A 24,937-nucleotide genomic window follows, 5' to 3' on the forward strand; every position below is an offset into this window, starting at 1 on the left:
TCGACCGACAAGTGACAGCAATGTCATAGCGGCTGCCTCGGCAGCCGCTTTTTTTGTGTCTATAACAACTGGCTTGGCTGGGTAAAGCGTTTTAGCTGCGCGCAACCGGCGGCCCACACGTCAGCCTCCAGCTCTGCAATGGCGGCGGTAGGAAAGCCAATTCCCTGGCTCGGCACTCCTTCTACTAACAGGCCCGCCAGCTCACCCACCAGCGGCATATGACTGACGAGCATAATCGGGGCATCTGCAGATTGATTTAGCAGCCATTCACTGACATCACCAGGTGAATCTTCCGGGGTAATAAACGCCAATGTATTAAGTTGCACACCCAAAGCATCACAGATCCGCTGAGCTGTCTGCTGAGCTCGTACAAAAGGGCTGGCATAAATCGTGGGGGAAGATAGTTCACCCTGCTCAATACGCATGGCCAGCCAGCGGGCCATTTTTTCGGCTTCAAGCTCACCACGAGGCGTTAATCGGCGCGATTGATCGGGAAACCCCGATGCAGCCTCACCATGGCGCATAACTAGCACACTAGGCATTCCTGCCTCCATTTTCACGGTGGGCTTGCTGAACAGCCTCACGAGGCAGAATAAATTCCACATCACTGCTTTGCTCGCCCATCATCAGAGTGCGTGCCATCTCCTGAGCCGGAACACCTTCAAACAGCACGCGATTCAGGCCCTCAGCCAGCGGCATATAAACACCCATTTCACGCGCTTTAGCGCAGACAAGCTTGACGGTATTTACCCCTTCAGCTACTTGACCTAATGCCGACACTGCCTCATCAAGACCTCGCCCTTCCCCCATGGCGTAGCCAACCCGATAGTTACGGGATAGATTTGAAGAGCAGGTAACGATTAAATCACCGACGCCAGCCAAGCCTAAAAACGTCATCGGGTTAGCACCCTGCGCAACTGCAAAGCGGCTCATTTCTGCTAGTGCTCGCGTCATCAGCATGCTGCGAGTGTTCTCCCCCATACCCAGCGCTGCCGCCATACCTGCGGCAATGGCGTAGATATTTTTAAGCGCCCCACCCAGCTCAACGCCATGACGATCATTACTGGCATAGACGCGAAAATAGCGACAGCCTAACGCTTGCTGCACCCGCGTTCTGGTAAGCGCATCGGCGCTGGCAATGACGGTGGCGGTCAACTGCTTATCAGCGATTTCGGACGCTAAATTAGGCCCCGCTATGACGCCGACGTGGGGAAACCCAGTTTCCTGCTCAAGCACCTGACTCATTAGCAAAAAGCTATCTTGCTCAATACCTTTGGTGGTGCTGACCAGAATTTGTTCCGGGGTTAACCAGGGTTTGGCAGCTTGAACAACACTGCGAAACGCTTTGGAAGGGATAGCAATCAGCACTAACTCAGCGTCTTCTAGCACCGATTGAAGATCGGTAGACGCGATGACGGCGGGATTAATTACATAATGTGGTAGATAGCGCCCATTGCGATGCTCGTGATTTATTTGCGTCACCAAAGCTTCATCGCGCATCCACTGGCGCACCTTTGCGCCATTATCTGCTGCAATACTCGCCAGAGCGGTACCAAAACTTCCGCCCCCCAGCACTGCGACATTCATCTGCTGCTCATCAGCCATGACGATATCCTGATCATTGGTCTCGTGCGTTTAGCGCTTACTTTATCATCATCTCTATTAAAACAAGCGGCCCGCTTGGATATCCAAGCGGGCCGCGTCGATCAACTACTGATTTATCAAGCCGTTAAGACGTTATTAAGCCGCTTAACATAGGCAGCGGGGTCATCAAGATGACCGCCTTCAGCGATGATCGCCTGATCCAGCAAAATATGCGCCAACTGGCCAAACAGGTCGCCGTCAGCATTTTCCAGACGCGCCACCAGAGCATGGTTGGGGTTTAGCTCCAGAATAGGCTTCACCTCGGGCAATGGCTGGCCAGCAGCTTCCATAATCCGACGCATCTGATAGCCCATTTCATGCTCAGGAAGCACGACACAGGCGGGCGAATCAGTTAAGCGGTGGGTAATTTTCACCTCTTGAACACCCTCGCTTAACGCTTCTTTGACGCGCTTAACCAAGTCTTCTTTGGCTTTAGCTGTTTCTTCCTGAGCTTTCTTCTCTTCCTCGTCTTCCACATCGCCAAGGTCCAACTCACCTTTAGCCACATCGGCAAACGATTTACCATCAAACTCGGTGAGATGACTCATTAGCCACTCGTCAATACGGTCCGATAGCAGCAGCACTTCGATACCTTTCTTACGGAAGATCTCTAAGTGCGGGCTATTTTTCGCCGCATTAAAGCTGTCGGCGACCACGTAGTAAATCTTCTTCTGCCCCTCTTTCATACGCTCAACGTAGTCGACCAGTGACTGCTCCTGGGCGGCAGTATCGGTATGCGTTGAAGCAAAACGGAGCAGGCCAGCAATCTTTTCGCGATTGGCGGCGTCTTCACCTGGCCCCTCTTTTAGCACGCTGCCAAATGTATTCCAGAAGGTCTGGTACTGCTCATTGTCTTTCGCCAACTTCTTGAGCATATCCAACGCACGCTTGGTCAACGCACCCTTGATCTTATCGACCTTGGGGTCTTGCTGGAGCAGCTCACGAGAAACGTTCAGAGAGAGATCGCGGGTATCTAATACGCCCTTGATAAAACGCAGATACAGGGGCAAGAACTGCTCCGCGTCGTCCATAATGAACACACGCTGAACATACAGTTTAACGCCTCGCGCGCCATCACGATCGAACATGTCAAACGGTGCACGACCCGGCACATACAGCAGGCTGGTGTACTCCAGCTTACCCTCAACCTTATTGTGGCTCCAGGTCAGCGGATCGCTAAAATCGTGGGCAACGTGCTTGTAAAATGCCTTGTACTCGTCCTCAGTGACATCGCTTTTCGGACGAGCCCATAACGCAGTCGCTTCGTTAACCGTTTCCCACGTGGTGATTTCACTGCCTTCAATATCGTTGCCTTCGTCGTCCTTCGCCGTTTCGGTTTTAGGCATACGTACGGGCACTTCAATATGGTCGGAGTATTTGCGCACTAGCCCTTGCAGGCGATAGTCGTCGGCAAACTCTTTAGCATCGTCTTTAAGATGCAGCGTGATTTCAGTACCGTGACGTTCACACTCAATATCAGCAACGGTGAACTCACCCTCACCCTTTGAGCGCCACTCGACCCCTGCTGAGGCGTCAGTGCCCGCTTTGCGGGTGTGTACCGTCACTTCATCAGCAACGATAAATCCAGAGTAGAAACCTACCCCGAACTGGCCAATCAACTTAGCGTCTTTCTGCTGCTCGCCAGAGAGCTGCTTTAGGAACTCTGCGGTACCTGAGCGTGCGATAGTACCCAGATTCGCAATGACATCATCGCGATTCATGCCAATGCCATTATCACGTAGCGTGATGGTGTTAGCCTCGCGATCATGCTCAATTTCAATGCGCAGCTCGCTGTCACCTTCATAAAGCGCATCGTTATCAAGTGCGGCATAACGCAGTTTGTCACAGGCATCAGCTGAGTTAGAGATCAGCTCGCGTAAAAATATCTCCCGGTTAGAGTACAGGGAGTGAATCATTAAATTTAGGAGTTGCTTAACTTCCGTTTGAAAGCCAAGAGTTTCTTCCTGGGTTGCCGTCGTCATGCGCTTAGCCCTCATTAATCACGTTGTGCTTGGCGCTCCTGCCTAACGTTAGGCAAGAGCGGAAAAGGTTGTGAACTCAATATGGGGATAAGCGGCGGGATTTCAAGAAGGTGAGTGAGAAGAAGCGGCTGGCGTTTGCTCTGCATATTTCCAATTACGATATTCTGACAGGTGGGCATCGACACGATTAAGTAACCAACCTACGATCAAAACATCATCAACAATGCCAATCATTACGAGAAAGTCGGGAATAAGATCAAAAGGCATGACAAGATAAGCAAGTGCTAGCGCCATCAGCCCAAAGGCCGACCAGGGAATAGGGCGAAAACTGCCTCGCAGCACGTCACGCGTCATAGGCAAAAACAGCTTTAGAGCTCGGCCAATGCGTTTCACTGCCCATACACGTGTTTTGAGCCGTCGAAACAACCACCACGTAGACATTCGTGCCATCGTTATTGAATCCTCTAGGTTTCGTAATTATCAGAACATTGTTGGCACATTTAGTTCATCATCGACCCAGCAATACAGTTCTAGCACTATAGCGGCTAGACACCATTAGCGAGCAAGAGGGAGTGCCATGCAAGCTTCGCCATTTCGATTAACATTTCGCAGCCTATTTGCGGCAATGCTCATCGGCTTACCAACTGCCTCCTGGGCAACATCTGACTCAGCGATGCGTGAGGCACTTGAAGCTGCACGTCAACAGCAGTGGCAACAGATCAATGACCGCGCGATAGAGGGGCATATCCTTAGCGGCTATGTTGACTACCATCGCCTACGTAGCCAATTGCCTAATGCAGCCCCCAGTCAAGTGCTGCAGTTTATCGAGCGCCATGCTGATTCACCGCTATCAGAATGGATGCGTGGCCAAGCGATCGCAAAGTATGGCTATGCGGGCCGATTTGGCGACCTGCTTGCCGTTGCTGACGGCGTACCAACAGGCACTGCTCGTCAGTGTTACTACTACACAGCTCTCTTGGATAGAGCACCTGCTGAAGCTCGCGAAGCGGGGCTTGAGCTGTGGCTCGTGGGTAGCTCCCAGCCAGATGCCTGCGACCCGCTGTTCAATCGCCTTCGCGCGGATGGCACCATTGATGCCACGGCAATTTGGGAGCGTAAAATGCTCGCCTGGCAGGCGGGCGAAGAGCGCTTAAGCAGCTATCTAGGCGGGTTGTTGAGCAGTCAGTGGCAAACAGCACTGAATACCGCTGAAACGGTCATAAACTCATCAGGCGCGCTTGCCTCAGCACCTACCTGTCTTGGCCCTGAATGCGCTGCCACGGCGGCGTTTTATAAAGCCGCCATGCAGCGCTACACGCGTGAAAACACCCCAGCAGCCTTCTCAACGTGGCAAGCCATTGGGCCACGCCTCAACTTAGCCCATACTGACCGCCAAGCGATCGAAGAAGAACTTGCGTTTTATGCACTCGTACGCAACGTTCCTGGCACCCTTTCCTGGGTCGACAGCGTCCTACCCTCGCTGAACAGCGAACGCGTATTAGAGTTGCGCGTTCGCGACGCTCTGGCCAAAAGACAGTGGACCGATGTCGTCCACTGGATCACTGAAATGCCTAGCAGTCAGCAGGAAAGTAGCCGCTGGCAGTACTGGCTAGCCAGGGCCAATGAGCAACTGGGTAATCGTGACGCAGCGTTAGCGCGTTACCAACAAGCAGCAACCGACCGAAGTTTCTATGGCTTTGCTGCTGCCGAAAAACTCAACCAACCCTACCAGCTCAACTTAGAACGCAACCATTTTGACGAAACCACTAGGGCACAAACGGCACGCCTGCCGGTGGTTCAGCGCACTGAAGCACTCCTACGTATAGGCGAAGATGGGTTAGCCAACAGCGAGTGGCTATATGCCGTACAGAATGGCACACCTTATCAGGCGCGGGCGCTCGCCGATTACGCCGCTCACCAGCAGTGGCATGCTCGCTTAGTGCAAACCACGATTGCAGCTGAAATGTGGGACGCGCTGGATTGGCGTTTCCCAGCGGCTTATCGTGATAGCTTCCTACATTGGGGCCGCATAACCGGCGTCGACCCTTATTTACTGATGGCCATTACCCGGCGTGAAAGTGCTTACAACCCAGTCGCCCTTTCGCCTGCGGGTGCCCGGGGATTAATGCAGTTAATGCCAGGCACTGCTAGCCAAGTTAGTCGTCAACTGGGGCTAAATGATCCAGGTCCTTACGGCGTTTTAGAGCCTGAGCTTAATATTCGCTTAGGTAGCACCTACTTGCGTGACAAGCTGGAACGCTATCAAGGTAATCGGTTGGCCGCCACCGCCGCTTATAACGCAGGACCAGGCAGAGTAGATCAATGGCTAGGCAACAACAGCATGGAATCGTTTGACCTGTTTGTAGAAAGCATTCCTTTCCGGGAAACCCGAGATTATGTACAGGCCGTGTTGAGCTACCGGGTCATTTTCGAAAGCCTGGCAAACGGCGGCAACAGCGAGGGCGTCTCACTACTTAGTGAGAGTGAGCAGGCCGTTCGCTATGATCGCGCGCTGCTTGTAAGCCGATAACCTCAACAGCCCCTCCACTGACACAGCGCCCGGTTATACCGGGCGCTGTTCTAACGCTAGACGAACACCAAATACCACCAGCACCACACCGGTAGCGGCATTGAGCGTTTGTGCAAAACGAGCGCTGGCCAACCATTTACTAGCCCCACCCACCATTAGCACCACGCTAATTTGCCAGATATTGGCAATCATGAAATGAACCCCTGCAAGCCATAATGATTTCAGCAGTGCTGGATCAGCAGGCGAGATAAATTGGGGTAAAAATGCCATATAGAACACCACGGTTTTGGGGTTCAAGACATTGGACAGCAACCCTTCTTTGATAGGCTGCCAAAATGGCACTGGTGAGCCGCTTGCCATCACGCCCTGAACAGGCAAAGGAGTGCCACGACGCGCCGCCAGCAGGCTGGAGACGCCCAGCCAAATCAGGTAAGCCGCCCCCACCAGTTTTAGCATATGAAATGCCCAGGCCGACTGCAGTAATATCAGTGAAATACCCAACGCTGAAATAGTTGCGTGGACGAACAACCCGCAGCAAATAGCGATACTTGTTGCAATACCATCTCGAACACCACCGCGGGCAGTGTTGCGGATGACGAGTAGCGTATCAACCCCAGGGCTTATTGATAGCAGCGTTATCGCCACAAGGAACGAGACAAACTGAGCATCGATAAAACCGATTTGCGTCATGAGAGGAAGCCCGCCAAAAGTTAAAAAATCTTAAGCCCACAACTGGACGTCTGAATTATTTGCTTCTACATTAATTTTGGCAGGCATTCACAAAGGATGCTTGCCCAATCATTAAGCATGTTAAGGATATGGACGATGGCGACTGGCACTGTCAAGTGGTTCAACGAGACCAAAGGTTACGGCTTCATCTCTCCTGATGACGGCGGTGACGATCTATTTGCCCACTTCTCCGAAATTCAAGCTGAAGGTTTCAAGACCCTGCAAGACGGTCAAAAAGTCAGCTTTGAGGTAACACAGGGTAAAAAAGGCCTTCAGGCTTCTAACATTCGTCCGGTCTAACGCCAGAGGAATAAAACAAGGCCCGCTCATGCAGCGGGCCTTATTCGTGTTCACTGATTATGTAAGCACATTACTCCTGGGCGCGCTCAGTTTCTTGCTCCTCACCGACACTGTCCATACTTTCACTGTCCATACTTTCACTGATCGGCTGCTCACTCTCGAGGGCCTCAAACTGCTCTTCTAAACGCTTTTGCGCTTCTTCAAAACGTCGCTCAGTGTCTTCAATTAGCGCATCTACGTCGGTGGCCTCCAAATGATCATCTAAGTCAGACGTACCGGGTAAGCTGGACTCCGTTTCCCAACTTGGGGTTGGAGCGTCACCATCCATCGGCTCCAAGACCGGTGTCTGCTGCTCGACTTCTTTAAACTGCTCATCTAAGCGGCGCTGGGCTTCTTCAAAGCGGCGCTCGGTCTCAGCAATAACGTCATCGACATCTGAACGAGTGGTTTCGCCAGGCATAGCACTGGCTTCATCGAGAGCATCTTCAGGGTCCGCTGCAAGCGTGTCTTCATCCGCCTGCACCTCTTCGTTATTGGGCGAGATTGAGGCTTCCGATGCATCATTACTGTCATCTCTCAGTGCCTCTGCTGCCTCTAGCTCCTCTGCCGCTTGGCGCGCTTCAATGTCCTCTTCTATATCATCCGCACTAGCGGCTTCATCCATCTCTTCGCTGCCATCTGCAACAGTAGGTGCTTGTTGAGCATCCACGTCACTGCTAGAGGTGTCCTGCTCATTTGTAGTCGTAGTATCTTCCTGTGCGTCGCCGCAGGCGCTTAGCAGCAGCGCGAGACTGGCTAGTAGCGGCATCCAAAAGCGATTTACCATTGGATTTTCTCCTTAACAGTGGTTCAAATAATAAAAAACACTTAGTGGCGATCATTAGCCGTCAATAGTGAGCACCCTTCTGGCAGCAGCACTTTCAGCGCAAGCGGCACTACTTCGACGCAAAATCGCTCATAGCGACGCGCCTCTCCATCTAAGGTTAACGGCCAAGGTTCATCATCTGGCTGAGTCGTTACCGACAGCTGGCTGGCGGTAAAATAGCGCACAAAGCGCCCTTCGGCTGGAAACTGCTGCAACTCATTCAGCAACGTCGGCAACTCTGCCGCTGATGAAAAGTCCTTGACCAGTAGCACATCGAAACGGCCATCGTCGAGCTTAGCTCTTGGCGCTAATACTTGCCCGCCGCCAGATTGGCGACCATTGCCCAGCGCGAGAAGTAACAGCGACGCTTCTTGCTGCTGGTCCCCCCAATGCAACGTGCCGCAATAACTACGGTGCCGCCATGCTTTCAAAGCGCCCATTAGGGAGTATGCGCCACCACCTAACATGCGCTTTAGCGTTTTAGGGGTTGATGAGGTAATTTCGGCACCAAATCCGCCAGTTGTCATGTTGACGTAATAACTAACCGCTTCTTCTGCGCCTGACTGAGCGGTCATTCTGATCACATCAATCGGCGCTGGAGACAAGTGCCTTGCGGCCTCAAGCGCTGGCCCTGGCTCCAGCGGCAAACCGAGGGAAGTAGCAAAATCGTTGGCACTGCCTAACGGCACAATACCTAGTGCTGGTCGCAAATCATGAGCAATCCGCATGAGCCCGTTAACCACTTCATTCACGGTACCATCGCCACCGCAGGCAATGACCCGCGTCGCGCCCAGCTCGACCGCTTGGGCAGCAAACTCAGCGGCATCGCCGCCTTCCCAGGTCGAACGTACGATGATCGACATCCCTGTCTTGCGCTGCTCTTCAACAGCTTCGCGCAGCGCCGGGTTACCGGCAGACTTACCGTTAATAATCAGTAAATAGTGCTGCTGTGTATCTGTCACCGGCGCATTCCCTCTCCATGGTTAGTTCGCTGGCTTACCTTATGCCAGCGCTTTCTCAACAACTTCGAATACGTTTGACGATAAAGGCTCCTGCTTAATACGCACAAGTTCATCGCGCATTAACTGTTGACGCTCTTCGTCGAAACGCTGCCAACGGGTTAACGGTGTCACCAGCCGTGCAGCTATTTCGGGATTCAGGCGATTTAGCTCAATAACCACATCGGCTAACAGCGCGTATCCTTTACCATCTAAACGATGGAAATTAATCCGATTTTGGGCAAAGGCTCCGATCAGGGCACGCACTTTATTAGGGTTCTTAATTGAAAATGCTGGGTGCTGCATTAGATATTGAACACGTTCCAGAACATCTGGCTGCGGGCGTGACACCTGTATGGTGAACCACTGATCCATCACCAACGGGTCATGTGCCCATTTTTCGCCAAAGGTCTTCAGTGCTGGAGACGCGATATCATCACAGTCACTATGAACCAACAAGGTCAGCGCAAGACGAACATCGGTCATGTTATGTTCCGCAGCAAACTGCGTTTCGCAAAACGTAATGCCCGCTTCGTCCTCAATCGCCATTAAATAAGTTAAGGCGACGTTTTTGAGGCTACGCTGGGCGATCTGTTCAGGCGTTGGCGCGTAGGGTTCATCGCTTTGGTTCGCTTTATACACGGCGACAAATTCATCACGCAGCGCAACGGCTAACGACTGACGCACGAATTCGCGAGCGGCGTGTATTGCGTCCACATCTACAATCGGCTGCTGCTCGGCAATATAGGCTTCAGAGGGTAGCGTCAGCATTTCTGCCAGCACCGCTTTATCGCTCATAGCGCTGGTAAGCAGCGTTCTAAAGGCTTCCACAACACGGCTATCCATGACCTTTTCAACACCATTACGGTGTGCAGCGATTAGATCATCTAACGCCAGCATAGCAAGCCGCTGGCCCGCATCCCAACGGTTAAAGCCATCGCTGTCATGCGTCAGCAAAAACGCAAGGTCTTCACGCGAATAGGGAAAGTGTAGCTTTACGGGTGCAGAAAAATCGCGCAGCAGTGAAGGAACAGGCGCTTCAGCAACATCAGTAAAGACAAACGTCTGCTCATCTTCAGTGAGATGAATAACAGCGTCGTTACCTAGCTTCTCACCTGACAGTGTTAATGTCAGATCCTGCCCCGACTTGGTGCCCACTAGCCCCATACGTACGGGAATGTGTAACGGCAGTTTGTCTGATTGTCCTGGAGTCGCGGGGGTACGTTGGCGCAGAGTGAGATGATACTCCCCATGGGCGTAATCGTATTCACCGTGCGCATCGATTTCAGGCGTGCCTGCCTGGGAGTACCAACGCATAAATTGGCTAAGGTCTACATCAGACACCTCGGCCATGCAGCCCACAAAGTCTTCGATGGTCACTGCCTGACCATCAAAACGTTCAAAATAAAGATCTGAGCCACGACGGAAGTCTTCCCAACCCAGTAAATTACGCAGCATGCGCACAACCTCTGCGCCCTTTTCGTATATCGTCAGGGTGTAAAAGTTGGTGATTTCAATAAAGTGGTCTGGCCGGATCGGATGCGCCGTCGGCCCTGCATCTTCGGCGAACTGAGCAGTGCGGAAAAACGACACGTCTTGAATGCGCTTAACGGGAGCCGAGTTGGTGTCGGCGGAAAAGCACTGATCACGAAATACGGTAAAGCCCTCTTTTAAAGAGAGTTGGAACCAATCACGGCAAGTCACTCGATTGCCTGACCAGTTGTGAAAATATTCATGGGCAACAATCCCTTCCACATTTTGGAAGGCTGCGTCCGTCGCGGTATTGGGATGAGTTAATACCGCAGCGGAGTTAAATATATTAAGCCCTTTGTTTTCCATTGCCCCCATATTGAAGTCATTCACTGCCACAATCATAAACAGATCAAGGTCGTATTCACGGCCATAGGTCTGTTCGTCCCATGCCATAGCACGCTTAAGGGAGGCCATCGCATGTTCGGTTTTATCTAGGTTTTCTTGCTCGACCCACAACTGCAGCGTCACGCTGCGGCCGCTCATAGTCTCAAAAGAATCTTCCACCTTATGCAAATTACCGGCAACTAAAGCGAACAGATAGCAGGGTTTCGGGTGCGGGTCTTCCCAGGTTGCAAAGTGGCGGCCATTTTCCAACGCACCTTGATCAACAGGGTTACCATTGGCGAGTAGCACTGGCTCACTGGTGGCGTTACCAATCACCGTTACCTTAAAAGTGGCCATCACATCAGGACGATCGGGGTAATAAGTAATTCGCCGAAAGCCTTCTGCTTCGCACTGGGTGCAATACATGCCGTTAGATTGGTACAGCCCTTCCAACGCAGTATTGCTGCTGGGAGCTAGCTCTACCTCACTCTCCAGCATAAAGGTCTCTGGCACATCCGCTATGTGCAGCACCTCATCCGTTAACTGATACGCAGCATCAGCCAAAGGGCTACCATCGATAGCGAGTGATATCAGCGTCAGATGCTCACCGTTAAGCACTAACGGCGACTGTGAATCAGCGCTTGGATGACGCTCTATTTGCAGGCGTGCTTTTACGCGGGTTGCTGCAGGGTCAAGATCAAACGTCAGCTCGGTATGGGTAACTAGGTAGGCGGGCGGCTGATAGTCGCTTAAATAAACCGGCTGCGGATCAGACATAGTGCGTGACTCCTGTAAGCTTATAAATTATTTGATGAGGCAGCGCCTAACGCTGCATCATCGTATTACTGTCGATCGAGTTAATTAATCACGGAAGTTATCGAACTGTAGCGGTAGTTCAGGCCCCTCTTCGCCACGTAAAAGCGCCATCACGCTCTGAAGATCGTCGCGTTTTTTACCCGTAACGCGCACTTTTTCACCCTGAATCTGAGCCTGTACTTTTAGCTTGCTGGCTTTGATACGCTTAACCACATCTTTTGCTTCAGCCTGATCAAGCCCCTGCTTTAGAACGACCTCCTGACGGGCTTTCACGCCAGACAACACCGGGTCTTGAATATCCATACAACGGGCATCAATCCCCCGCGCGATCAGTCGATTGCGCAACACGTCAAGCATTTGTTTTAATTGGAAATCAACCTCAGCTTCAAGCTGAACTTTCTCTCCTTCAAGTGAAAAGCTGGCATCAACACCTTTAAAATCAAAGCGCGACTGCACTTCACGGTTTGCTTGGTCGATAGCGTTGGACGCTTCGTGCTGATCAAACTCTGACACAATATCAAATGAGGGCATGGCATCATTCCTAGTAAGACATGACCCACTATTCTAGAGCAGCTAGCCCCTACCCGGCCAATTTCTTACATAATGTGTCTTGCAGCGCTAATTTCGGCACCCCCCAAAACTTGAACAGAATTCACCATTAACTATACAAGACTTAACCACAGCAATATTAAATTGGCGCTGGATGAATTAACCTAGCCATCATTTACTTAATCACTTACCGATGGACACCGACCATGAGCGATCGCGATGCACGTCACAAAGCGTCGATGGAAAAACTGAAAGCCCGCGTTGACGAAAAAGTGGCCAACGCTACCGAGCAGCGTGGGCTGTTGTTGATAAATACGGGCAATGGCAAAGGTAAGACGACTGCCGCCTGGGGCACCGTCACTCGCTCGCTTGGCTATGGCTATAAAGTTGGTGTCGTGCAATTTATTAAGGGATTATGGGAGTGCGGTGAACGCAATCGGCTGGAAGAAGACGCAAATCTCAGTGTTGCCATCATGGCCACGGGCTTTACTTGGGATACCCAGAATCGCGAGTCAGATACCCAAGCTTGCCAAGCAGTATGGCAAGAAGCTGAAAAAATGCTCGCAGACCCAGCGACTTATCTGGTTGTCCTGGATGAAATTACTTACATGTTGAAGTTCGGTTATTTAGATATTGATACCGTTAAGCAAGCACTGATCAATCGACCGCAAGAACAAACGGTGATTATTACCGGACGCAATGCGCATCGGGATTTAGTGTCAATGGCGGATACAGTGACAGAGATGCAAGAGGTACGGCACGCGTTTAACAATGGCCTGCAAGCCCGTCGCGGCATCGACTTTTAGTTTCAATACGGATGCTAAAAAGCAAAAAGGGGCGATTAAATCGCCCCTTTTTTCAACTTCTCAATTTTTTTCAACTACTCAATTATCTCAGCAGCTGACAAACACACACTATTTATGCATGAATGCTCGCTTAGCCTTCAAACGGGTTACGCAGGACAATCGTTTCCATACGGTCAGGGCCAGTTGAGATAATATCAATGCTGGTACCTACCTGCTCTTCTAAGAAGCTGATGTAAGCACGTGCATTGGCAGGCAGATCCTCAACCTTCTTAGCGCCCAGGGTAGATTCTTTCCAGCCCGGAAGATCATGGTACAGCGGCTCAACAGCTTCGTAGCCTTCTGAATCAACCGGATTATCCAGCACATCGCCATCTTTACTACGATAACCCACGCACACACGAATATTTTCCAGGCCATCCAAAACATCAAGCTTGGTTAAGCAGATACCAGAGACTGAGTTGATCTGCACCGCATGACGCAATGCTACGGCGTCAAACCAGCCACAACGGCGCGCGCGCCCCGTGGTTGCTCCAAACTCATGCCCACGCTCGGCTAGATGACGGCCATGGTCGTCAAAAAGCTCGGTCGGGAATGGGCCAGAGCCAACGCGGGTGGTATAGGCTTTGGTGATACCCAGTACGTAGTCAAGGTAAAGCGGGCCAACACCTGAACCGGTAGCCGTTCCGCCAGCGGTGGTATTAGAGCTGGTGACGTAGGGATAGGTACCGTGATCAATATCCAACAGCGAGCCTTGAGCACCTTCAAAGAGGATGTTCTCACCGGCTTTACGCAGATCATGCACCATACTAACGGTGTCTGTAACCATAGGCCGTAGCTCTTCGGCCATCTGCATAGCGCTATCCAGTACTTCCTGGAAGTCCACCGCTGGCTCGCCGTGATAGTTCACCAACACAAAGTTGTGGTAGTCCAATACCTCGCCAAGCTTCGAGGCAAAACGCTCACGGTGGAGCATATCACCTAAACGCAGACCACGACGGGCAACTTTATCCTCGTAAGCAGGCCCGATTCCACGACCAGTGGTGCCGATCTTAGCAATGCCGCGCGCTTTTTCACGTGCTTGGTCCAAACGCACATGGTAAGGCAGGATCAACGGACAAGCCGGTGACAAGCGCAAGCGCTCACGTACCGGCACGCCCTTCTCTTCAAGCTCACGGATCTCTTTGATCAGCGCTTCAGGCGACAATACTACGCCATTACCGATCACACAGGTTTTACCTGGACGCAACACACCAGAGGGAATCAGGTGAAGAACCGTTTTCTCACCGTCAATCACCAAGGTATGGCCTGCGTTATGACCGCCTTGAAAGCGCACCACTGCTGAGGCTGATTCGGTGAGCAGGTCAACAATCTTGCCTTTGCCTTCATCACCCCATTGGGTACCCAGGACTACGACATTCTTACCCATTATGCACTCGTCTCTTGTGTCAGGGTCATTGTCTGCCAACGACCGTCAATAAACTCAAGACGGCGGTCACAACTGTGCTCCGCCGGCCCAGTACGCTGCCCAGGCAGCGCTTGAATCACGCGTTCACCCTGCTCACGCAGCGCAGCAATGGCAGCGTTAAGCGACTCTTCTTCTTGGGCAGGCGCCCAAACAGCCCCCTGGCTGGGTGAAGCCAGCGCCAGGGATGCCAATTGTTTTAAATCCATAGAAAAACCGGTCGCCGGACGCGCACGCCCAAAAGCACGGCCAGTGTCATCATAACGCCCGCCTTTGGCCAATGCATGGCCATAACCAGGCACATAGGCAGCAAACATCATACCAGTGTGGTACTGATAACCACGCAGCTCCGCTAAATCAAAATAGAGCGAAACATCAAAGCGCGCCAATACGCCTTTATAGAGTGCTTCCAACTGGTCAAGTGCCGCCCTCACCGGCGCGGGGGCACCGGCAAAACGATCTCGTGCTTGCCCTAACACACTTGCATCACCATGCAGCTCACCAAGCGCTATCAGCATATCTGCCAAAGCTGGATCGCTGACACTGCGGTGAACGAGCCCAGCTAACTGGCCCGGCGATTTCAGCGCTAGTGCTTCAAACAGCGCCCGCTCCTGCTCATCGCTAAGCGCAGCTGCCTCGACAAAGCTACGATAAATGCCAATATGGCCCAGCGCCAGGTGAATTTCATCAGCGCCCGCTGCTTTTAAGCTGGCCAGTGCCAAATGAATAATTTCACTGTCAGCTTCTAAACCTGCGTGACCAAACAGCTCGACCCCTACCTGCACAGGGCTTCTCCCACCCTGGTGCTGGTCGGCTTTAGCGCGCAGCACATTCGTGCAGTAGCACAATCGAACCGGCCCTTGCCGCTTCAGGGAGTGGGCATCCATACGCGCCACCTGAGGAGTTACATCGGCAGATGCACCCATCATGCGACCCGTTAGTTGGTCAGTTAATTTAAACGTCTGAAGATCTAGATCGGTACCGGTACCCGTAAGCAAGGAGTCCAAAAACTCCACCGGCGGCGGCATTACTTGGTCGTAGCCCCAGCAATGGTAGAGATCAAGCAGCGCACGGCGCAGCTCTTCCATGCGGCTTGCCTGAGGCGGCAGCACCTCATCCATGCCGTCGGGCAATAGCCAGCGGTCAGCGATGGTCATGTGAACAATCCTGCGAGACAATGAAGGCCCAAACAAGCAGCTACATCATGACGCGTTTTAGGCGTTCATGGACAAGCGCTAGTGAAATGAGGGCCACAAAAAAACCGGGCGACGCCCGGTTAATTAAGTCTATCACGTTTGTGCGCCAGATGAACCCCGCTAGGATTGCATAACCTAACGGGGCTGGGCACACATATAACTACTCTCCGTTACTAGGAACCGCACTACGCAAATAGCGGAAGAAATCACTATTCGGTTCCAGTACCAGCAGGTTGTTATCACCTGCGAAGCTTTCACGATAAGCGTTCAAACTGCGCCAGAAAGCGAAGAACTCCTGATCCTGACCATAAGCCTGGGAGAAAATGGCTGCCGCTTCTGCATCCCCTTCACCACGCAGCGTTTCAGAACGCTCATTGGCCTGGGCGAGCAGTACCTGACGTCGACGATCAGCGTTAGCGCGAATACGCTCAGCCTCTTCCTGACCTTGCGCACGCCATTCGCGGGCTTCACGCTCACGCTCTGAACGCATCCGCTCAAATACCGCTGCTGATACATCCTCTGGCAAGTCGATACGCTTGATACGAATATCACGAATCGCGACACCCAACTCTTCACGCATTAACTCATCAAGGTCAGCGGTAGGCCCCGTCATCAGATCATCGCGCCGTTCGGCGATAATCTCCTGAAGGTTCAAGCGACCAAACTCGTTACGTAAGCTTTCGTCTACACGCGGCTGAATCAGGCGTATCGCCATTAATTCATCGCCTGCAGTTGCTTCGTAGTAACGTGTGGGATTGACTACCTGCCACTTAACGTACGAGTCGACAATAACCGCTTTTTGCTCAAGGGTCAGATAGCGACTGGTGTCAGTATCAAGGGTCAGCAAACGCGTATCAAACTTACGGATCGTTTGTGCAATCGGTATTTTGACATGCAGTCCTGGCTGAATATTCTCTTCGATGACTTCACCAAAACGCAGCTTAACGGCACGCTGGGTTTCATCCACTACATACAAGCTATTACTAGCTAGCCAAGCCACAGCGGCCAAGCCACCTACGATTAGCAGGGATCGATTATTAATCATTTAGCGGCCCTCCCTGCGAATGGGGTTACTTGATGACGAGGATGAAGAACTGCTCTGACTCCCCCTCAGTGAATCCAGAACCCGCGGATCAATCGATTCACTTCTACCATCACCACTGTTACTGGAAGAAGCATTACTGCCAGCAGCGCTACCACTACGCATTTGATCTAGTGGCAAATACATCAAAGGCGCATTTTCACTTACATCCAGAAGCACTTTGGGAGTATTACCAAAGACGTCTTCAATCGCATCCAGGTACATACGTTCACGCATGATGCCAGGCGCGTTGCGATACTCGGTCAACAACGCGTTAAAGCGGTTAGCTTGACCTTGTGCTTCAGCCACCACCGACTCTCTATAACCTTGACCTTGCTCAACGACACGCTGCGCTTGGCCTTGAGCCGCTGGGATAATGGCATTGGCATAGGCCATCCCTTCGTTGATCGTACGCTGACGATCTTCACGTGCGCGAATAACATCATCGAAAGCATCGATAACGGGTGCAGGCGCGGAGGTTGACTCAATGTTAATTGTCTGTAGACGAATACCAGCGCCGTAAGCATCCAAATAAGATTGGAGGCGGCTGGCCACAGAGCTACCTAAAATTTCACGACCAGAGGTTAAAATGTCGATCATGTCAGTGCCGCCGACAACGTGACGCAAGGCGGAGTCCAAGGCATTCTCGATAGACAGTGCTGGATCGCGTACGTTTAACACGAAGTCACGTGGATTGGCCACTTGATACTGAGCAGAAATCTCCACTTCAACGATGTTTTCATCACGCGTCAGCATAGACTGCGTTTGAGAAACTGACCGAACACGGGTCACGTTCACCATACGAACATCGTCAATTAACGGCGGATTCCACTGCAGGCCTGGGTCTACGATGCCCTGATACTCACCGAAACGCAGTACGACGCCACGCTCAGACTGGTCGACCAGATAAAAACCGGATGCGGCCCAGATAGCTAAAGCGACAACGACCAGCAAACCAGGTAGCGCTAGAGAGTTACGCGGCTTACCACCACCGCTTTTACCACTCCCATTACCACCATTACGTTTTTTGCCACCGCCACCCAGCATTCCGTTTAATTTATCTTGAAATTTCTTTAGTGCTTCATCGAGGTCGGGCGGACCTTGATTATTGCCACCATTATCACCTCCACCATTACTTCCACCACGATCACCGCCGTTATTACCACGTCGGCCACCACTGCTCCAGGGGTCGTGCTGGTTGCCACCACCAGGCTCATTCCAGGCCATACTTCTTCTCCACTAAGGTGTTCACCTGCACTTAGCCTTACGATTAGTAAGGCCGGTGCTTTTAATATTATTGCTATATAAATCTTGTACCATACTTCCACCCGAGTTCACATAGGAGCTCACATACCCAAGCTCACTTATATTTAAGCTCATATATGCGATGCCGCCTACTTGACTACCATTCGTCAATTTCGCGTAAAGCGACGGGTAAATAGGTATTGGCACGCTCACCAAGTTGAGCCATGAGCTGATTGAAATCACGTCTAGGCAAGCGCACGTCTAAAACAGACTGCCCTTGCTCATCAAAATACTCTTCTCGAACTGCGTTCAACTCATGCAGGCCTGCACGCAGCTTACCCTGCTCCGGAGACAGTGTCAGCGAGAAGCCAATAACATCATTTGCTAAACGTTCGGTTAGCGCCTCATGCAGCAAATTAAGGCCTTGTCCTTGCTGAGCAGAGAGCCAAACAACCTCAGGAACGCCGTGGCCATCGCGCTCAATTCGCGGTGCACTATCAAGACGGTCGATTTTATTCATGACCTTAAGCACTGGCACGCTATCAGCGCCTATCTCTTTGAGTACACTATCGACTTGCTCAACATTGGCATCACGATCAGGATCAGCAGCATCTATTACATGCACCAACAGCGATGCTTCCGCAGCCTCTTGAAGCGTTGCTCGGAAAGCTTCAACCAACTTGTGGGGCAGATGGCGAATAAAACCGACTGTATCGGCCATCACCACAGGGCCAACGTCTGCAATTTCGAGACGACGAAGTGTCGGGTCAAGCGTGGCAAATAGCTGGTCAGCTGCGTATACCTCAGCATTGGTAAGCGCATTAAACAGCGTCGATTTACCGGCATTGGTATAGCCAACTAATGAAACGCTGTGAATCTCGGCACGTGAACGTGCGCGGCGGTTCTGGTCGCGCTGGCTGCGAACTTTATCGAGTCGTTTATGAATAGATTTAATGCGCCCGCGCAGCAAACGACGGTCGGTTTCTAACTGCGTTTCACCAGGGCCGCGTAAACCGATACCGCCCTTCTGACGCTCTAAGTGGGTCCAGCCGCGCACTAGGCGAGTGGACATATATTCAAGCTGGGCAAGCTCTACCTGCAGCTTACCCTCATGGGTTCGTGCCCGCTGCGCGAAAATATCGAGTATTAAACCGGTACGATCAAGCACTCGACACTTGAGCTCATGCTCAAGGTTGCGCTCTTGGGAGGGGCTTAGGCTATGGTTGAAGATCACCAGTTCTGCTTGGTGAGCTGCGAGCAGTGCTCGCAGCTCCTCCAACTTGCCTGACCCAATAAACGTTCGGGAGTCAGGGCGCTGTCGGCTAGCAGTGAGTAATGTCGCGGGCTCTGCGCCAGCAGAGCGCACGAGCTCTAAGAACTCACCCGGGTCTTCACGTGCTTGCTCATCATGAAAGTCAACGTGAACAAGTACTGCCGTTTCACCGGCATCTGGGCGCTCAAAAAACAATCAATACCTCGTGGACTCTCTAGCTATCCAGCGGTGTTAGATGTCCGCGTCGGGCGCGGCTGGATCTTGTGCCGGCAAACGCACGTTGCGCGAAGGCACTACCGTGGAAATAGCGTGTTTATAAACCATCTGACTGACGGTATTGCGCAATAAAATGACAAACTGGTCAAATGATTCAATCTGGCCCTGCAATTTAATGCCGTTCACCAGGAAAATAGAGACCGGAATGCGCTCCTTGCGCAAAATGTTCAGGTACGGGTCTTGAAGGGACTGCCCTTTGGACATGTTGCTCTCCCTAAAACTGTCGTTGGGGTTGGTTATAAATGGCGCGCCCTACTGGTGCTGCGCCGCAATCTTGTTGCCCGAAAGGCCTGGGGTTGTCAAAAGAGCCAGCCGGCCACTCGAAAACACTTGCTTACGAAATCACTATCTTACGCTAAGCACCGCTTTCACGCACGAATTTCAGCACCTTATCCAATACGTCAGGCTGCTGTGAGTCTACCCACGTAAGCGACGGCCAACTTCTTAACCACGTAAGCTGCCGCTTAGCGAGCTGGCGAGTTGCTATCACGCCACGTTCAATTAACTCGTTTTCGTCGTACTTACCGTCTAAGTGCTCCCATACTTGACGATAGCCAACACTCTTCATTGCTGGCAAGCCAAGATGGATGTCAGAACGTTGTTTGAGGGCGGCGACTTCATCTATCAAGCCCTCAGCCAACATTGTTTTAAAACGCACCGCAATGCGGTTGTGTAGCAATTGGCGATCACTAGGGGCTAATGCTATCGACATCACCCGCCAGGGAAAGGTTTCTGGCTGCTGTTCCGCCCATAGCTCACTCATAGGACGCCCACTTACATAATATACTTCAAGCGCGCGCATTAAGCGCTGTGGATCATTGGGATGGATGCGCTGCGCTGAATCGGCATCCACTTCAGCCAGCATACGATGAAGTGCCGCCAACCCTTCATTCTGCCAAATAGCTTCCAACCGTTGACGTATGGCGGCGTCTGCGGCGGGTAAGTTAGCAACGCCCTCCACCAGACGCTTGAAGTAGAGCATCGTCCCGCCAACCAATAATGGCACGCTGCCTGCCGCGCTGATTTGCCGCACCTCCTGCAGTGCATCTTCACGAAAATCAGCGGCCGAATACGGCTCAGACGGATCACGAATATCAATCAAACGATGCGGCGCGCGCGCCAACTCGGCAGCACTCGGCTTAGCACTGCCAATATCCATCCCGCGATATACCATCGCTGAGTCGACGCTGATCAGCTCATGCCCCAAACGCTCATGCAGAGCCATCGCCGTGTCAGTTTTACCAGCTGCCGTGGGCCCCATTAGAAAAATCGCCCAGGGGCGTGTGTCAACCATCTGCTCTTAGCACTCCCTTCGTTGTCTTAACTAACCACGCCGCTACTGTCCACGTAAGAACAGGCGGTCGAGTGCTTTCATACTCATTTGCGTCCAGGTTGGACGGCCATGATTGCACTGGTCGCTTCGCTCAGTGCGCTCCATATCCCGCAGCAAGGCGTTCATTTCATCGATGGTTAAGCGTCTATTTGCACGGACACTACCATGGCATGCCATGGTCGACAGCAACTCATGGATGCGTGCTTCAACCTGATGGGTGCGTCCAAACCGCGACAGCTCTTCGAGCATTTGACGTATCAGGGCTTCTGGATCTGCCTGAGCCAAAAGGGCTGGCAATTGCCGGACTAACAAGGTTTCTGGCCCCGCCACATCTAGCTCAACGCCTAACTGGGCAATAGCATCGCGCTCACTTTCAGCGGTTGCCACTTCGGCGCGACTGGCGGCCAGGGAAACCGGCACCAGCAACGGCTGTGTATCAATCCCGTCGGCAGCAGCCAGCTGGTTTTTCATGCGCTCGTAGACGATCCGCTCGTGAGCGGCGTGCATGTCTACGAGCACCAATCCTTGAGCGTTTTGGGCCAAAATATAAACACCGTGCAACTGCCCTAGCGCAAAGCCCAACGGCGGCGCTGAGGTTGCATCATGCTCAGGCATCGCCTGCGGAACCTCACGCACTTCTGTCGCTTTTGATGTATTAATGCTCGGCGCGCTCGGCTGCGGCGTTAATAGCGACTCTTCATGATCCGGATGCAGCGCCTGGTAGCCCTGCATAAAACGCCGCACTCGCTCTGCCCCAGGATGGCGTTCAGGTGAGTCTGATAGCGCCATACCCTGCTGCTGCCAACGGGGAGCGGGCGCCGGAACATCGGCCTCATTGGCGTTTCCCGTGACACCCGCCTCTGCTACTTCACCTTCATGCCCATAAGGGGTGCTCTGTTCTTCTTCAGCAGGCTTAGAAGAAGCAAGGCAGTGATGCAGGCTAGAGTAAAGGAAGTCGTGCACCATCCGACCATCGCGAAACCGCACTTCATGCTTCGTTGGATGTACGTTGACGTCGACGACATCAGGGTCAAGTTCCAGGTAAAGCACAAATACTGGATGACGACCGTTATACAACACGTCGCGATAAGCCTGACGAACAGCATGGGCAACCAAGCGGTCACGAACGACGCGGCCATTGACAAAAAAGTACTGCTGATCCGCCTGAGAACGAGAGTGCGTGGGCAAGCCGACCCAGCCACTAATACGCAACCCACCCGCTTCACGTTCAATGTAGCGAGCATGCTCAATAAAGTTTTTACCCAATAAAGAAGCAATGCGCCGCTCGCGTGCGGCTGGCGTCACTCCTGGTGGCAATTGATGCACCACTTTCTGATTATGGCGCAGCACCCAAGCTACGTCGTAGCGGGATAACGCTTGGCGACGAAAAGCTTCTTCAACATGGGCAAACTCTGTTTTTTCGGTGCGTAAAAATTTGCGCCGCGCGGGGGTATTAAAGAACAGATCCCGTACCGCGACACTGGTACCACGGGGGTGTGGCGCAGGCGTTACCCGCGCCTCCATACCACGCCCCTCGGCGACGACTCGCCACCCTTGGCGGGGGTCCTCTTCAGCATTAGAGATCAGCTCCAGCCGTGAGACAGAGCTGATCGAGGCCAACGCTTCGCCACGAAAGCCCAACGAACTCACGCCCTCTAGATCTTCAAGGCTGTTGATTTTGCTGGTTGCATGACGAGCAAGCGCCAGGGGCAAATCCTGTTCACCTATACCAATACCATCGTCGCGCACTTTAATAAGCCGAGCGCCGCCTTGCTCTATCTCCACTTCAACTCGCTGGCTGCCAGCATCAATGGCGTTCTCAATCAGCTCCTTGGTCACTGACGAAGGGCGCTCGACAACTTCCCCCGCGGCAATTTGGTTTGCCAGACGAGGATCAAGTACATGAATGCGCGTAGGCGAAGAGATCAATTCAGACAACCGTCACCTCGGAAACTTATGATCATGAACGTGGAATACGTAGCACTTGGCCAACACGGATAACGTCACCGTTAATATCGTTGGCCTGCTTCAGCTGATTCACTGGCACACCATGGCGTACGGCAATAGCTGACAATGTATCTCCCGATTGGATACGGTACTCGTTACCGCTCGGTCGACGCTGATTGTCGCGCTGCCACGCCAATAGACTTGCTGGCGGCGGATTACGCTCGAAGTGATCACGCAAACCATTGAAAATAGCCGTTGATAGCCCACGCTGATGGACCGGATCCCTCAGGCGACGCTCTTCATCAGGGTTAGAAATAAAGCCAACTTCGATAAGTAGCGACGGAATATCGGGCGATTTCAGCACCATGAAACCGGCTTGTTCAACACGAGACTTATGGAGACGGTTGATACGGCCTAATTGGTCAAGCACTTGACCACCAATCGACAGCGAATCGTTTAACGTTGCCGTCATCGTGAGGTCTAGCAACACACCTCGCAGTACTTGATCCTTGTCACGCAAAGAAAGGCTGCCGTCAACACCACCAATCAAGTCGGAGCGATTTTCGCTATCCGCCAGCCACTGAGCCGTTTCTGACGTTGCTCCTCGCTGGGAAAGGGCATAAACAGAGCTTCCCTGAGGCCTAGGGCTCGTGAACGCGTCAGCATGTATTGATACAAAAAAGTCGGCTTTCTGATCCCGAGCAAGCTGGGTACGCTGGCGCAGACCCAAATAGTAATCACCATCGCGAATGAGCACCGCTTTAAAGCCGCGCGTACCGTTTACCTCTCCGGCAAGACGTCGTGCAATCTCCAGCACTACATCTTTCTCACGGGTTCCAGCAGGACCTATGGCACCAGGGTCTTCACCACCATGTCCTGCATCAATAGCGATAATAATATCTCGCTGCGGATGCGGCTGCGCGGGCTGAACCTCGACAGGTGGCTGCTGCTGGGGTGATGGTACTTCGTACGATCCTTGCTCTTGAGACTGAGACTGCCCTTGAGACTGAGCTTGGGCTTGGGCTTGGGCTTGGGCTTGGGCTTGGGCTTGGGCCTGCGTATTTGCTCGTTGGGCAAGTATTTCTTGATCACGAATCATCGCCTCTATCGGATCAATGGGGTTCTCAACCGCGCTCTCGCCAGGGTACTCAAGATCGACCACCAAACGATGCCCATACTGATCATTTGGCGGCAACGTAAAGTGACGCGGGGATATGTCACGATTCAGCTCCAGAACAACGCGAAGCCCACCGCCGTCTCGAATGCCTGTTCTTACTTCATCAATGGCACTACCGTCCAGCGGTAGTGTGGACACATCGGTATCTAAATGACTTTCATCAAGATCAATGACTAACCGCGACGGGTTCTCAAGGGAAAATACATTAGCGTTTGCTGCTGCCGTCAAATCAAACACCAAACGCGCATGATCAGGAGCCGCCCACAACCGCATGCTCTCTACCGTTGCCGCTTGCAGCGATGACACGCCTGCCACCATAAGAACACAGCCAAACGACACATTGCGTGCCAGATAGTTTAGTGCGCTGTTTATAGCCATTGAATCACACCACTTTCAAGCTGTTCACTGCCATGCTTGCTAACCATCTCGCTGATCACCCGTTCACCCAAGTCAGTTTCTGCGGTTAGCGTAACCAAGCGACCAGGATCAGCTACCTCCAGCGCCACTCGCAAATCTGGCGCGGGGAGCCAACCCTCACCTCGGCTCGGCCACTCAATTAAACAGAGCGCGTCATCGGCAAGCACATCTCGCCCGCCGATAAACTCAAGCTCTTCAGGATCTGCTAAACGATACAGATCTAAATGATAAATGCGCTGCGCCCCCAGTTCGTAGGGTTCTACCAGAGTATAAGTAGGGCTTTTAACCGCCCCCTGGTAGCCATAAGCTCGCAATATACCACGCGTCAATGTTGTTTTTCCTGCGCCTAAGTCGCCCTCTAAATAAACACGCCCGTGACCTTGCAGCGCCTGCCCTAATGCCTCACCAAAGGTGACGTGAGACACTTCATTATTCAATTGCACTTGCATGTAGG

22 protein-coding genes are annotated in these 24,937 nt (G+C 52.4%); 3 read left to right on the forward strand and 19 right to left on the reverse strand.

Annotation, left to right across the window (positions count from 1 at the left end):
• Nucleotides 1-59: 59 nt before the first annotated feature.
• The 4 genes from sixA to INT21_RS13025 all read right to left on the reverse strand — a co-directional run bounded on the left by sixA (nucleotide 60) and on the right by INT21_RS13025 (nucleotide 4,076).
• Nucleotides 60-542, reverse strand: a complete 483-nt coding sequence (sixA, locus tag INT21_RS13010) for a phosphohistidine phosphatase SixA (RefSeq protein ID WP_193061279.1) — start codon at nucleotides 540-542, stop codon at nucleotides 60-62.
• Nucleotides 535-1,605 carry an NAD(P)H-dependent glycerol-3-phosphate dehydrogenase gene (locus INT21_RS13015; RefSeq protein ID WP_089037623.1) on the reverse strand — a complete coding sequence of 357 codons (1,071 nt, stop codon included), beginning with the start codon at nucleotides 1,603-1,605 and terminating at the stop codon, nucleotides 535-537. Before INT21_RS13015 ends, sixA begins: the two co-directional genes overlap by 8 nt.
• A gap of 116 nt (nucleotides 1,606-1,721) precedes the next feature.
• Nucleotides 1,722-3,626 carry a molecular chaperone HtpG gene (gene htpG / locus INT21_RS13020; protein WP_193061278.1) on the reverse strand — a complete coding sequence of 635 codons (1,905 nt, stop codon included), beginning with the start codon at nucleotides 3,624-3,626 and terminating at the stop codon, nucleotides 1,722-1,724.
• 102 nt (nucleotides 3,627-3,728) lie between these two features.
• Nucleotides 3,729-4,076: a YkvA family protein gene (locus INT21_RS13025; protein ID WP_193061277.1), complete on the reverse strand. Its 348-nt coding sequence runs from the start codon at nucleotides 4,074-4,076 to the stop codon at nucleotides 3,729-3,731.
• Between the two features lie 127 nt (nucleotides 4,077-4,203).
• Between INT21_RS13025 and INT21_RS13030 the strand changes: the two genes are divergently transcribed.
• A complete protein-coding gene (locus INT21_RS13030) occupies nucleotides 4,204-6,156 on the forward strand; it encodes a transglycosylase SLT domain-containing protein (RefSeq protein WP_193061276.1) in 1,953 nt (650 codons plus the stop codon).
• 33 nt (nucleotides 6,157-6,189) lie between these two features.
• On the opposite strand, the gene INT21_RS13035 is transcribed toward INT21_RS13030, so the two are convergent.
• Nucleotides 6,190-6,846 (reverse strand): LysE family translocator, encoded by a 657-nt coding sequence (locus tag INT21_RS13035; protein ID WP_193061275.1) that lies wholly within the window; start codon nucleotides 6,844-6,846, stop codon nucleotides 6,190-6,192.
• 135 nt (nucleotides 6,847-6,981) lie between these two features.
• On the opposite strand from INT21_RS13035, the gene INT21_RS13040 reads away from it, so the two are divergent.
• Nucleotides 6,982-7,185 (forward strand): cold-shock protein, encoded by a 204-nt coding sequence (locus INT21_RS13040; RefSeq protein ID WP_009721950.1) that lies wholly within the window; start codon nucleotides 6,982-6,984, stop codon nucleotides 7,183-7,185.
• Nucleotides 7,186-7,255: 70 nt separating this feature from the next.
• Here the strand turns inward: INT21_RS13040 and INT21_RS13045 are convergent, their stop codons facing one another.
• From INT21_RS13045 to INT21_RS13060, 4 genes are all read right to left on the reverse strand, one after another.
• The gene (locus INT21_RS13045; RefSeq protein WP_193085311.1) at nucleotides 7,256-8,011 is read right to left on the reverse strand and encodes a hypothetical protein; all 756 of its coding nucleotides are present in this window, start codon (nucleotides 8,009-8,011) and stop codon (nucleotides 7,256-7,258) included.
• A gap of 41 nt (nucleotides 8,012-8,052) precedes the next feature.
• On the reverse strand, nucleotides 8,053-9,012 hold the full coding sequence (gene yegS / locus INT21_RS13050) for a lipid kinase YegS (protein ID WP_193061273.1): 960 nt from the start codon (nucleotides 9,010-9,012) through the stop codon (nucleotides 8,053-8,055).
• A gap of 39 nt (nucleotides 9,013-9,051) precedes the next feature.
• Nucleotides 9,052-11,682 carry an aminopeptidase N gene (pepN, locus tag INT21_RS13055; RefSeq protein WP_193061272.1) on the reverse strand — a complete coding sequence of 877 codons (2,631 nt, stop codon included), beginning with the start codon at nucleotides 11,680-11,682 and terminating at the stop codon, nucleotides 9,052-9,054.
• Nucleotides 11,683-11,766: 84 nt separating this feature from the next.
• On the reverse strand, nucleotides 11,767-12,252 hold the full coding sequence (locus INT21_RS13060; protein WP_038485589.1) for a YajQ family cyclic di-GMP-binding protein: 486 nt from the start codon (nucleotides 12,250-12,252) through the stop codon (nucleotides 11,767-11,769).
• Nucleotides 12,253-12,476: 224 nt separating this feature from the next.
• Between INT21_RS13060 and cobO the strand changes: the two genes are divergently transcribed.
• Entirely contained in the window at nucleotides 12,477-13,076 is a 600-nt protein-coding gene (cobO, locus tag INT21_RS13065; protein ID WP_193061271.1) for a cob(I)yrinic acid a,c-diamide adenosyltransferase, read from the forward strand.
• Between the two features lie 130 nt (nucleotides 13,077-13,206).
• Here cobO and INT21_RS13070 read toward each other — a convergent pair whose 3' ends face one another.
• The 10 genes from INT21_RS13070 to tsaE all read right to left on the reverse strand — a co-directional run bounded on the left by INT21_RS13070 (nucleotide 13,207) and on the right by tsaE (nucleotide 24,932).
• Nucleotides 13,207-14,502, reverse strand: coding sequence for an adenylosuccinate synthase (locus INT21_RS13070; RefSeq protein ID WP_089037615.1), 1,296 nt, complete (start codon nucleotides 14,500-14,502; stop codon nucleotides 13,207-13,209).
• The gene (locus tag INT21_RS13075; RefSeq protein ID WP_193061270.1) at nucleotides 14,502-15,695 is read right to left on the reverse strand and encodes an ATP phosphoribosyltransferase regulatory subunit; all 1,194 of its coding nucleotides are present in this window, start codon (nucleotides 15,693-15,695) and stop codon (nucleotides 14,502-14,504) included. Before INT21_RS13075 ends, INT21_RS13070 begins: the two co-directional genes overlap by 1 nt.
• Before the next feature lie 199 nt (nucleotides 15,696-15,894).
• A complete protein-coding gene (hflC, locus tag INT21_RS13080; protein WP_193061269.1) occupies nucleotides 15,895-16,779 on the reverse strand; it encodes a protease modulator HflC in 885 nt (294 codons plus the stop codon).
• Complete coding sequence (gene hflK / locus INT21_RS13085; protein ID WP_193061268.1) at nucleotides 16,780-18,042, reverse strand: FtsH protease activity modulator HflK; 1,263 nt, start codon at nucleotides 18,040-18,042, stop codon at nucleotides 16,780-16,782. It abuts the gene before it with no gap.
• A 175-nt stretch (nucleotides 18,043-18,217) separates the two neighbouring features.
• Nucleotides 18,218-19,528 (reverse strand): ribosome rescue GTPase HflX, encoded by a 1,311-nt coding sequence (gene hflX, locus INT21_RS13090; RefSeq protein ID WP_193061267.1) that lies wholly within the window; start codon nucleotides 19,526-19,528, stop codon nucleotides 18,218-18,220.
• Between the two features lie 36 nt (nucleotides 19,529-19,564).
• A complete protein-coding gene (gene hfq / locus INT21_RS13095) occupies nucleotides 19,565-19,813 on the reverse strand; it encodes an RNA chaperone Hfq (RefSeq protein ID WP_009099947.1) in 249 nt (82 codons plus the stop codon).
• Nucleotides 19,814-19,964: 151 nt separating this feature from the next.
• Nucleotides 19,965-20,903, reverse strand: a complete 939-nt coding sequence (miaA, locus tag INT21_RS13100; RefSeq protein WP_193085312.1) for a tRNA (adenosine(37)-N6)-dimethylallyltransferase MiaA — start codon at nucleotides 20,901-20,903, stop codon at nucleotides 19,965-19,967.
• A gap of 42 nt (nucleotides 20,904-20,945) precedes the next feature.
• On the reverse strand, nucleotides 20,946-22,880 hold the full coding sequence (gene mutL, locus INT21_RS13105; protein WP_442311223.1) for a DNA mismatch repair endonuclease MutL: 1,935 nt from the start codon (nucleotides 22,878-22,880) through the stop codon (nucleotides 20,946-20,948).
• A gap of 22 nt (nucleotides 22,881-22,902) precedes the next feature.
• Nucleotides 22,903-24,384 carry an N-acetylmuramoyl-L-alanine amidase gene (locus INT21_RS13110; protein ID WP_446719050.1) on the reverse strand — a complete coding sequence of 494 codons (1,482 nt, stop codon included), beginning with the start codon at nucleotides 24,382-24,384 and terminating at the stop codon, nucleotides 22,903-22,905.
• A gap of 50 nt (nucleotides 24,385-24,434) precedes the next feature.
• A complete protein-coding gene (gene tsaE / locus INT21_RS13115; protein WP_193085314.1) occupies nucleotides 24,435-24,932 on the reverse strand; it encodes a tRNA (adenosine(37)-N6)-threonylcarbamoyltransferase complex ATPase subunit type 1 TsaE in 498 nt (165 codons plus the stop codon).
• Nucleotides 24,933-24,937: the final 5 nt, after the last annotated feature.

It is taken from the genome of Halomonas sp. 3F2F, from assembly GCF_014897805.1.
Taxonomy (GTDB): Bacteria; Pseudomonadota; Gammaproteobacteria; order Pseudomonadales; family Halomonadaceae; genus Vreelandella.

What these genes read in the sequence shown, in the direction of transcription:
- INT21_RS13040 (WP_009721950.1), top strand. Translation starts at nt 6,982, where the DNA reads ATGGCGACTGGCACTGTCAAGTGGTTCAACGAGACCAAAGGTTACGGC.
- miaA (WP_193085312.1), bottom strand. Translation starts at nt 20,903, where the DNA reads ATGGTTGACACACGCCCCTGGGCGATTTTTCTAATGGGGCCCACGGCA.
- INT21_RS13110 (WP_446719050.1), bottom strand. Translation starts at nt 24,384, where the DNA reads ATGGTGGCAGGCGTGTCATCGCTGCAAGCGGCAACGGTAGAGAGCATG.
- INT21_RS13030 (WP_193061276.1), top strand. Translation starts at nt 4,204, where the DNA reads ATGCAAGCTTCGCCATTTCGATTAACATTTCGCAGCCTATTTGCGGCA.
- INT21_RS13025 (WP_193061277.1), bottom strand. Translation starts at nt 4,076, where the DNA reads ATGGCACGAATGTCTACGTGGTGGTTGTTTCGACGGCTCAAAACACGT.
- hflC (WP_193061269.1), bottom strand. Translation starts at nt 16,779, where the DNA reads ATGATTAATAATCGATCCCTGCTAATCGTAGGTGGCTTGGCCGCTGTG.
- INT21_RS13045 (WP_193085311.1), bottom strand. Translation starts at nt 8,011, where the DNA reads ATGGTAAATCGCTTTTGGATGCCGCTACTAGCCAGTCTCGCGCTGCTG.
- hfq (WP_009099947.1), bottom strand. Translation starts at nt 19,813, where the DNA reads ATGTCCAAAGGGCAGTCCCTTCAAGACCCGTACCTGAACATTTTGCGC.
- hflK (WP_193061268.1), bottom strand. Translation starts at nt 18,042, where the DNA reads ATGGCCTGGAATGAGCCTGGTGGTGGCAACCAGCACGACCCCTGGAGC.
- INT21_RS13070 (WP_089037615.1), bottom strand. Translation starts at nt 14,502, where the DNA reads ATGGGTAAGAATGTCGTAGTCCTGGGTACCCAATGGGGTGATGAAGGC.
- INT21_RS13075 (WP_193061270.1), bottom strand. Translation starts at nt 15,695, where the DNA reads ATGACCATCGCTGACCGCTGGCTATTGCCCGACGGCATGGATGAGGTG.
- htpG (WP_193061278.1), bottom strand. Translation starts at nt 3,626, where the DNA reads ATGACGACGGCAACCCAGGAAGAAACTCTTGGCTTTCAAACGGAAGTT.
- pepN (WP_193061272.1), bottom strand. Translation starts at nt 11,682, where the DNA reads ATGTCTGATCCGCAGCCGGTTTATTTAAGCGACTATCAGCCGCCCGCC.
- INT21_RS13060 (WP_038485589.1), bottom strand. Translation starts at nt 12,252, where the DNA reads ATGCCCTCATTTGATATTGTGTCAGAGTTTGATCAGCACGAAGCGTCC.
- sixA (WP_193061279.1), bottom strand. Translation starts at nt 542, where the DNA reads ATGCCTAGTGTGCTAGTTATGCGCCATGGTGAGGCTGCATCGGGGTTT.
- tsaE (WP_193085314.1), bottom strand. Translation starts at nt 24,932, where the DNA reads ATGCAAGTGCAATTGAATAATGAAGTGTCTCACGTCACCTTTGGTGAG.
- cobO (WP_193061271.1), top strand. Translation starts at nt 12,477, where the DNA reads ATGAGCGATCGCGATGCACGTCACAAAGCGTCGATGGAAAAACTGAAA.
- INT21_RS13035 (WP_193061275.1), bottom strand. Translation starts at nt 6,846, where the DNA reads ATGACGCAAATCGGTTTTATCGATGCTCAGTTTGTCTCGTTCCTTGTG.
- INT21_RS13015 (WP_089037623.1), bottom strand. Translation starts at nt 1,605, where the DNA reads ATGGCTGATGAGCAGCAGATGAATGTCGCAGTGCTGGGGGGCGGAAGT.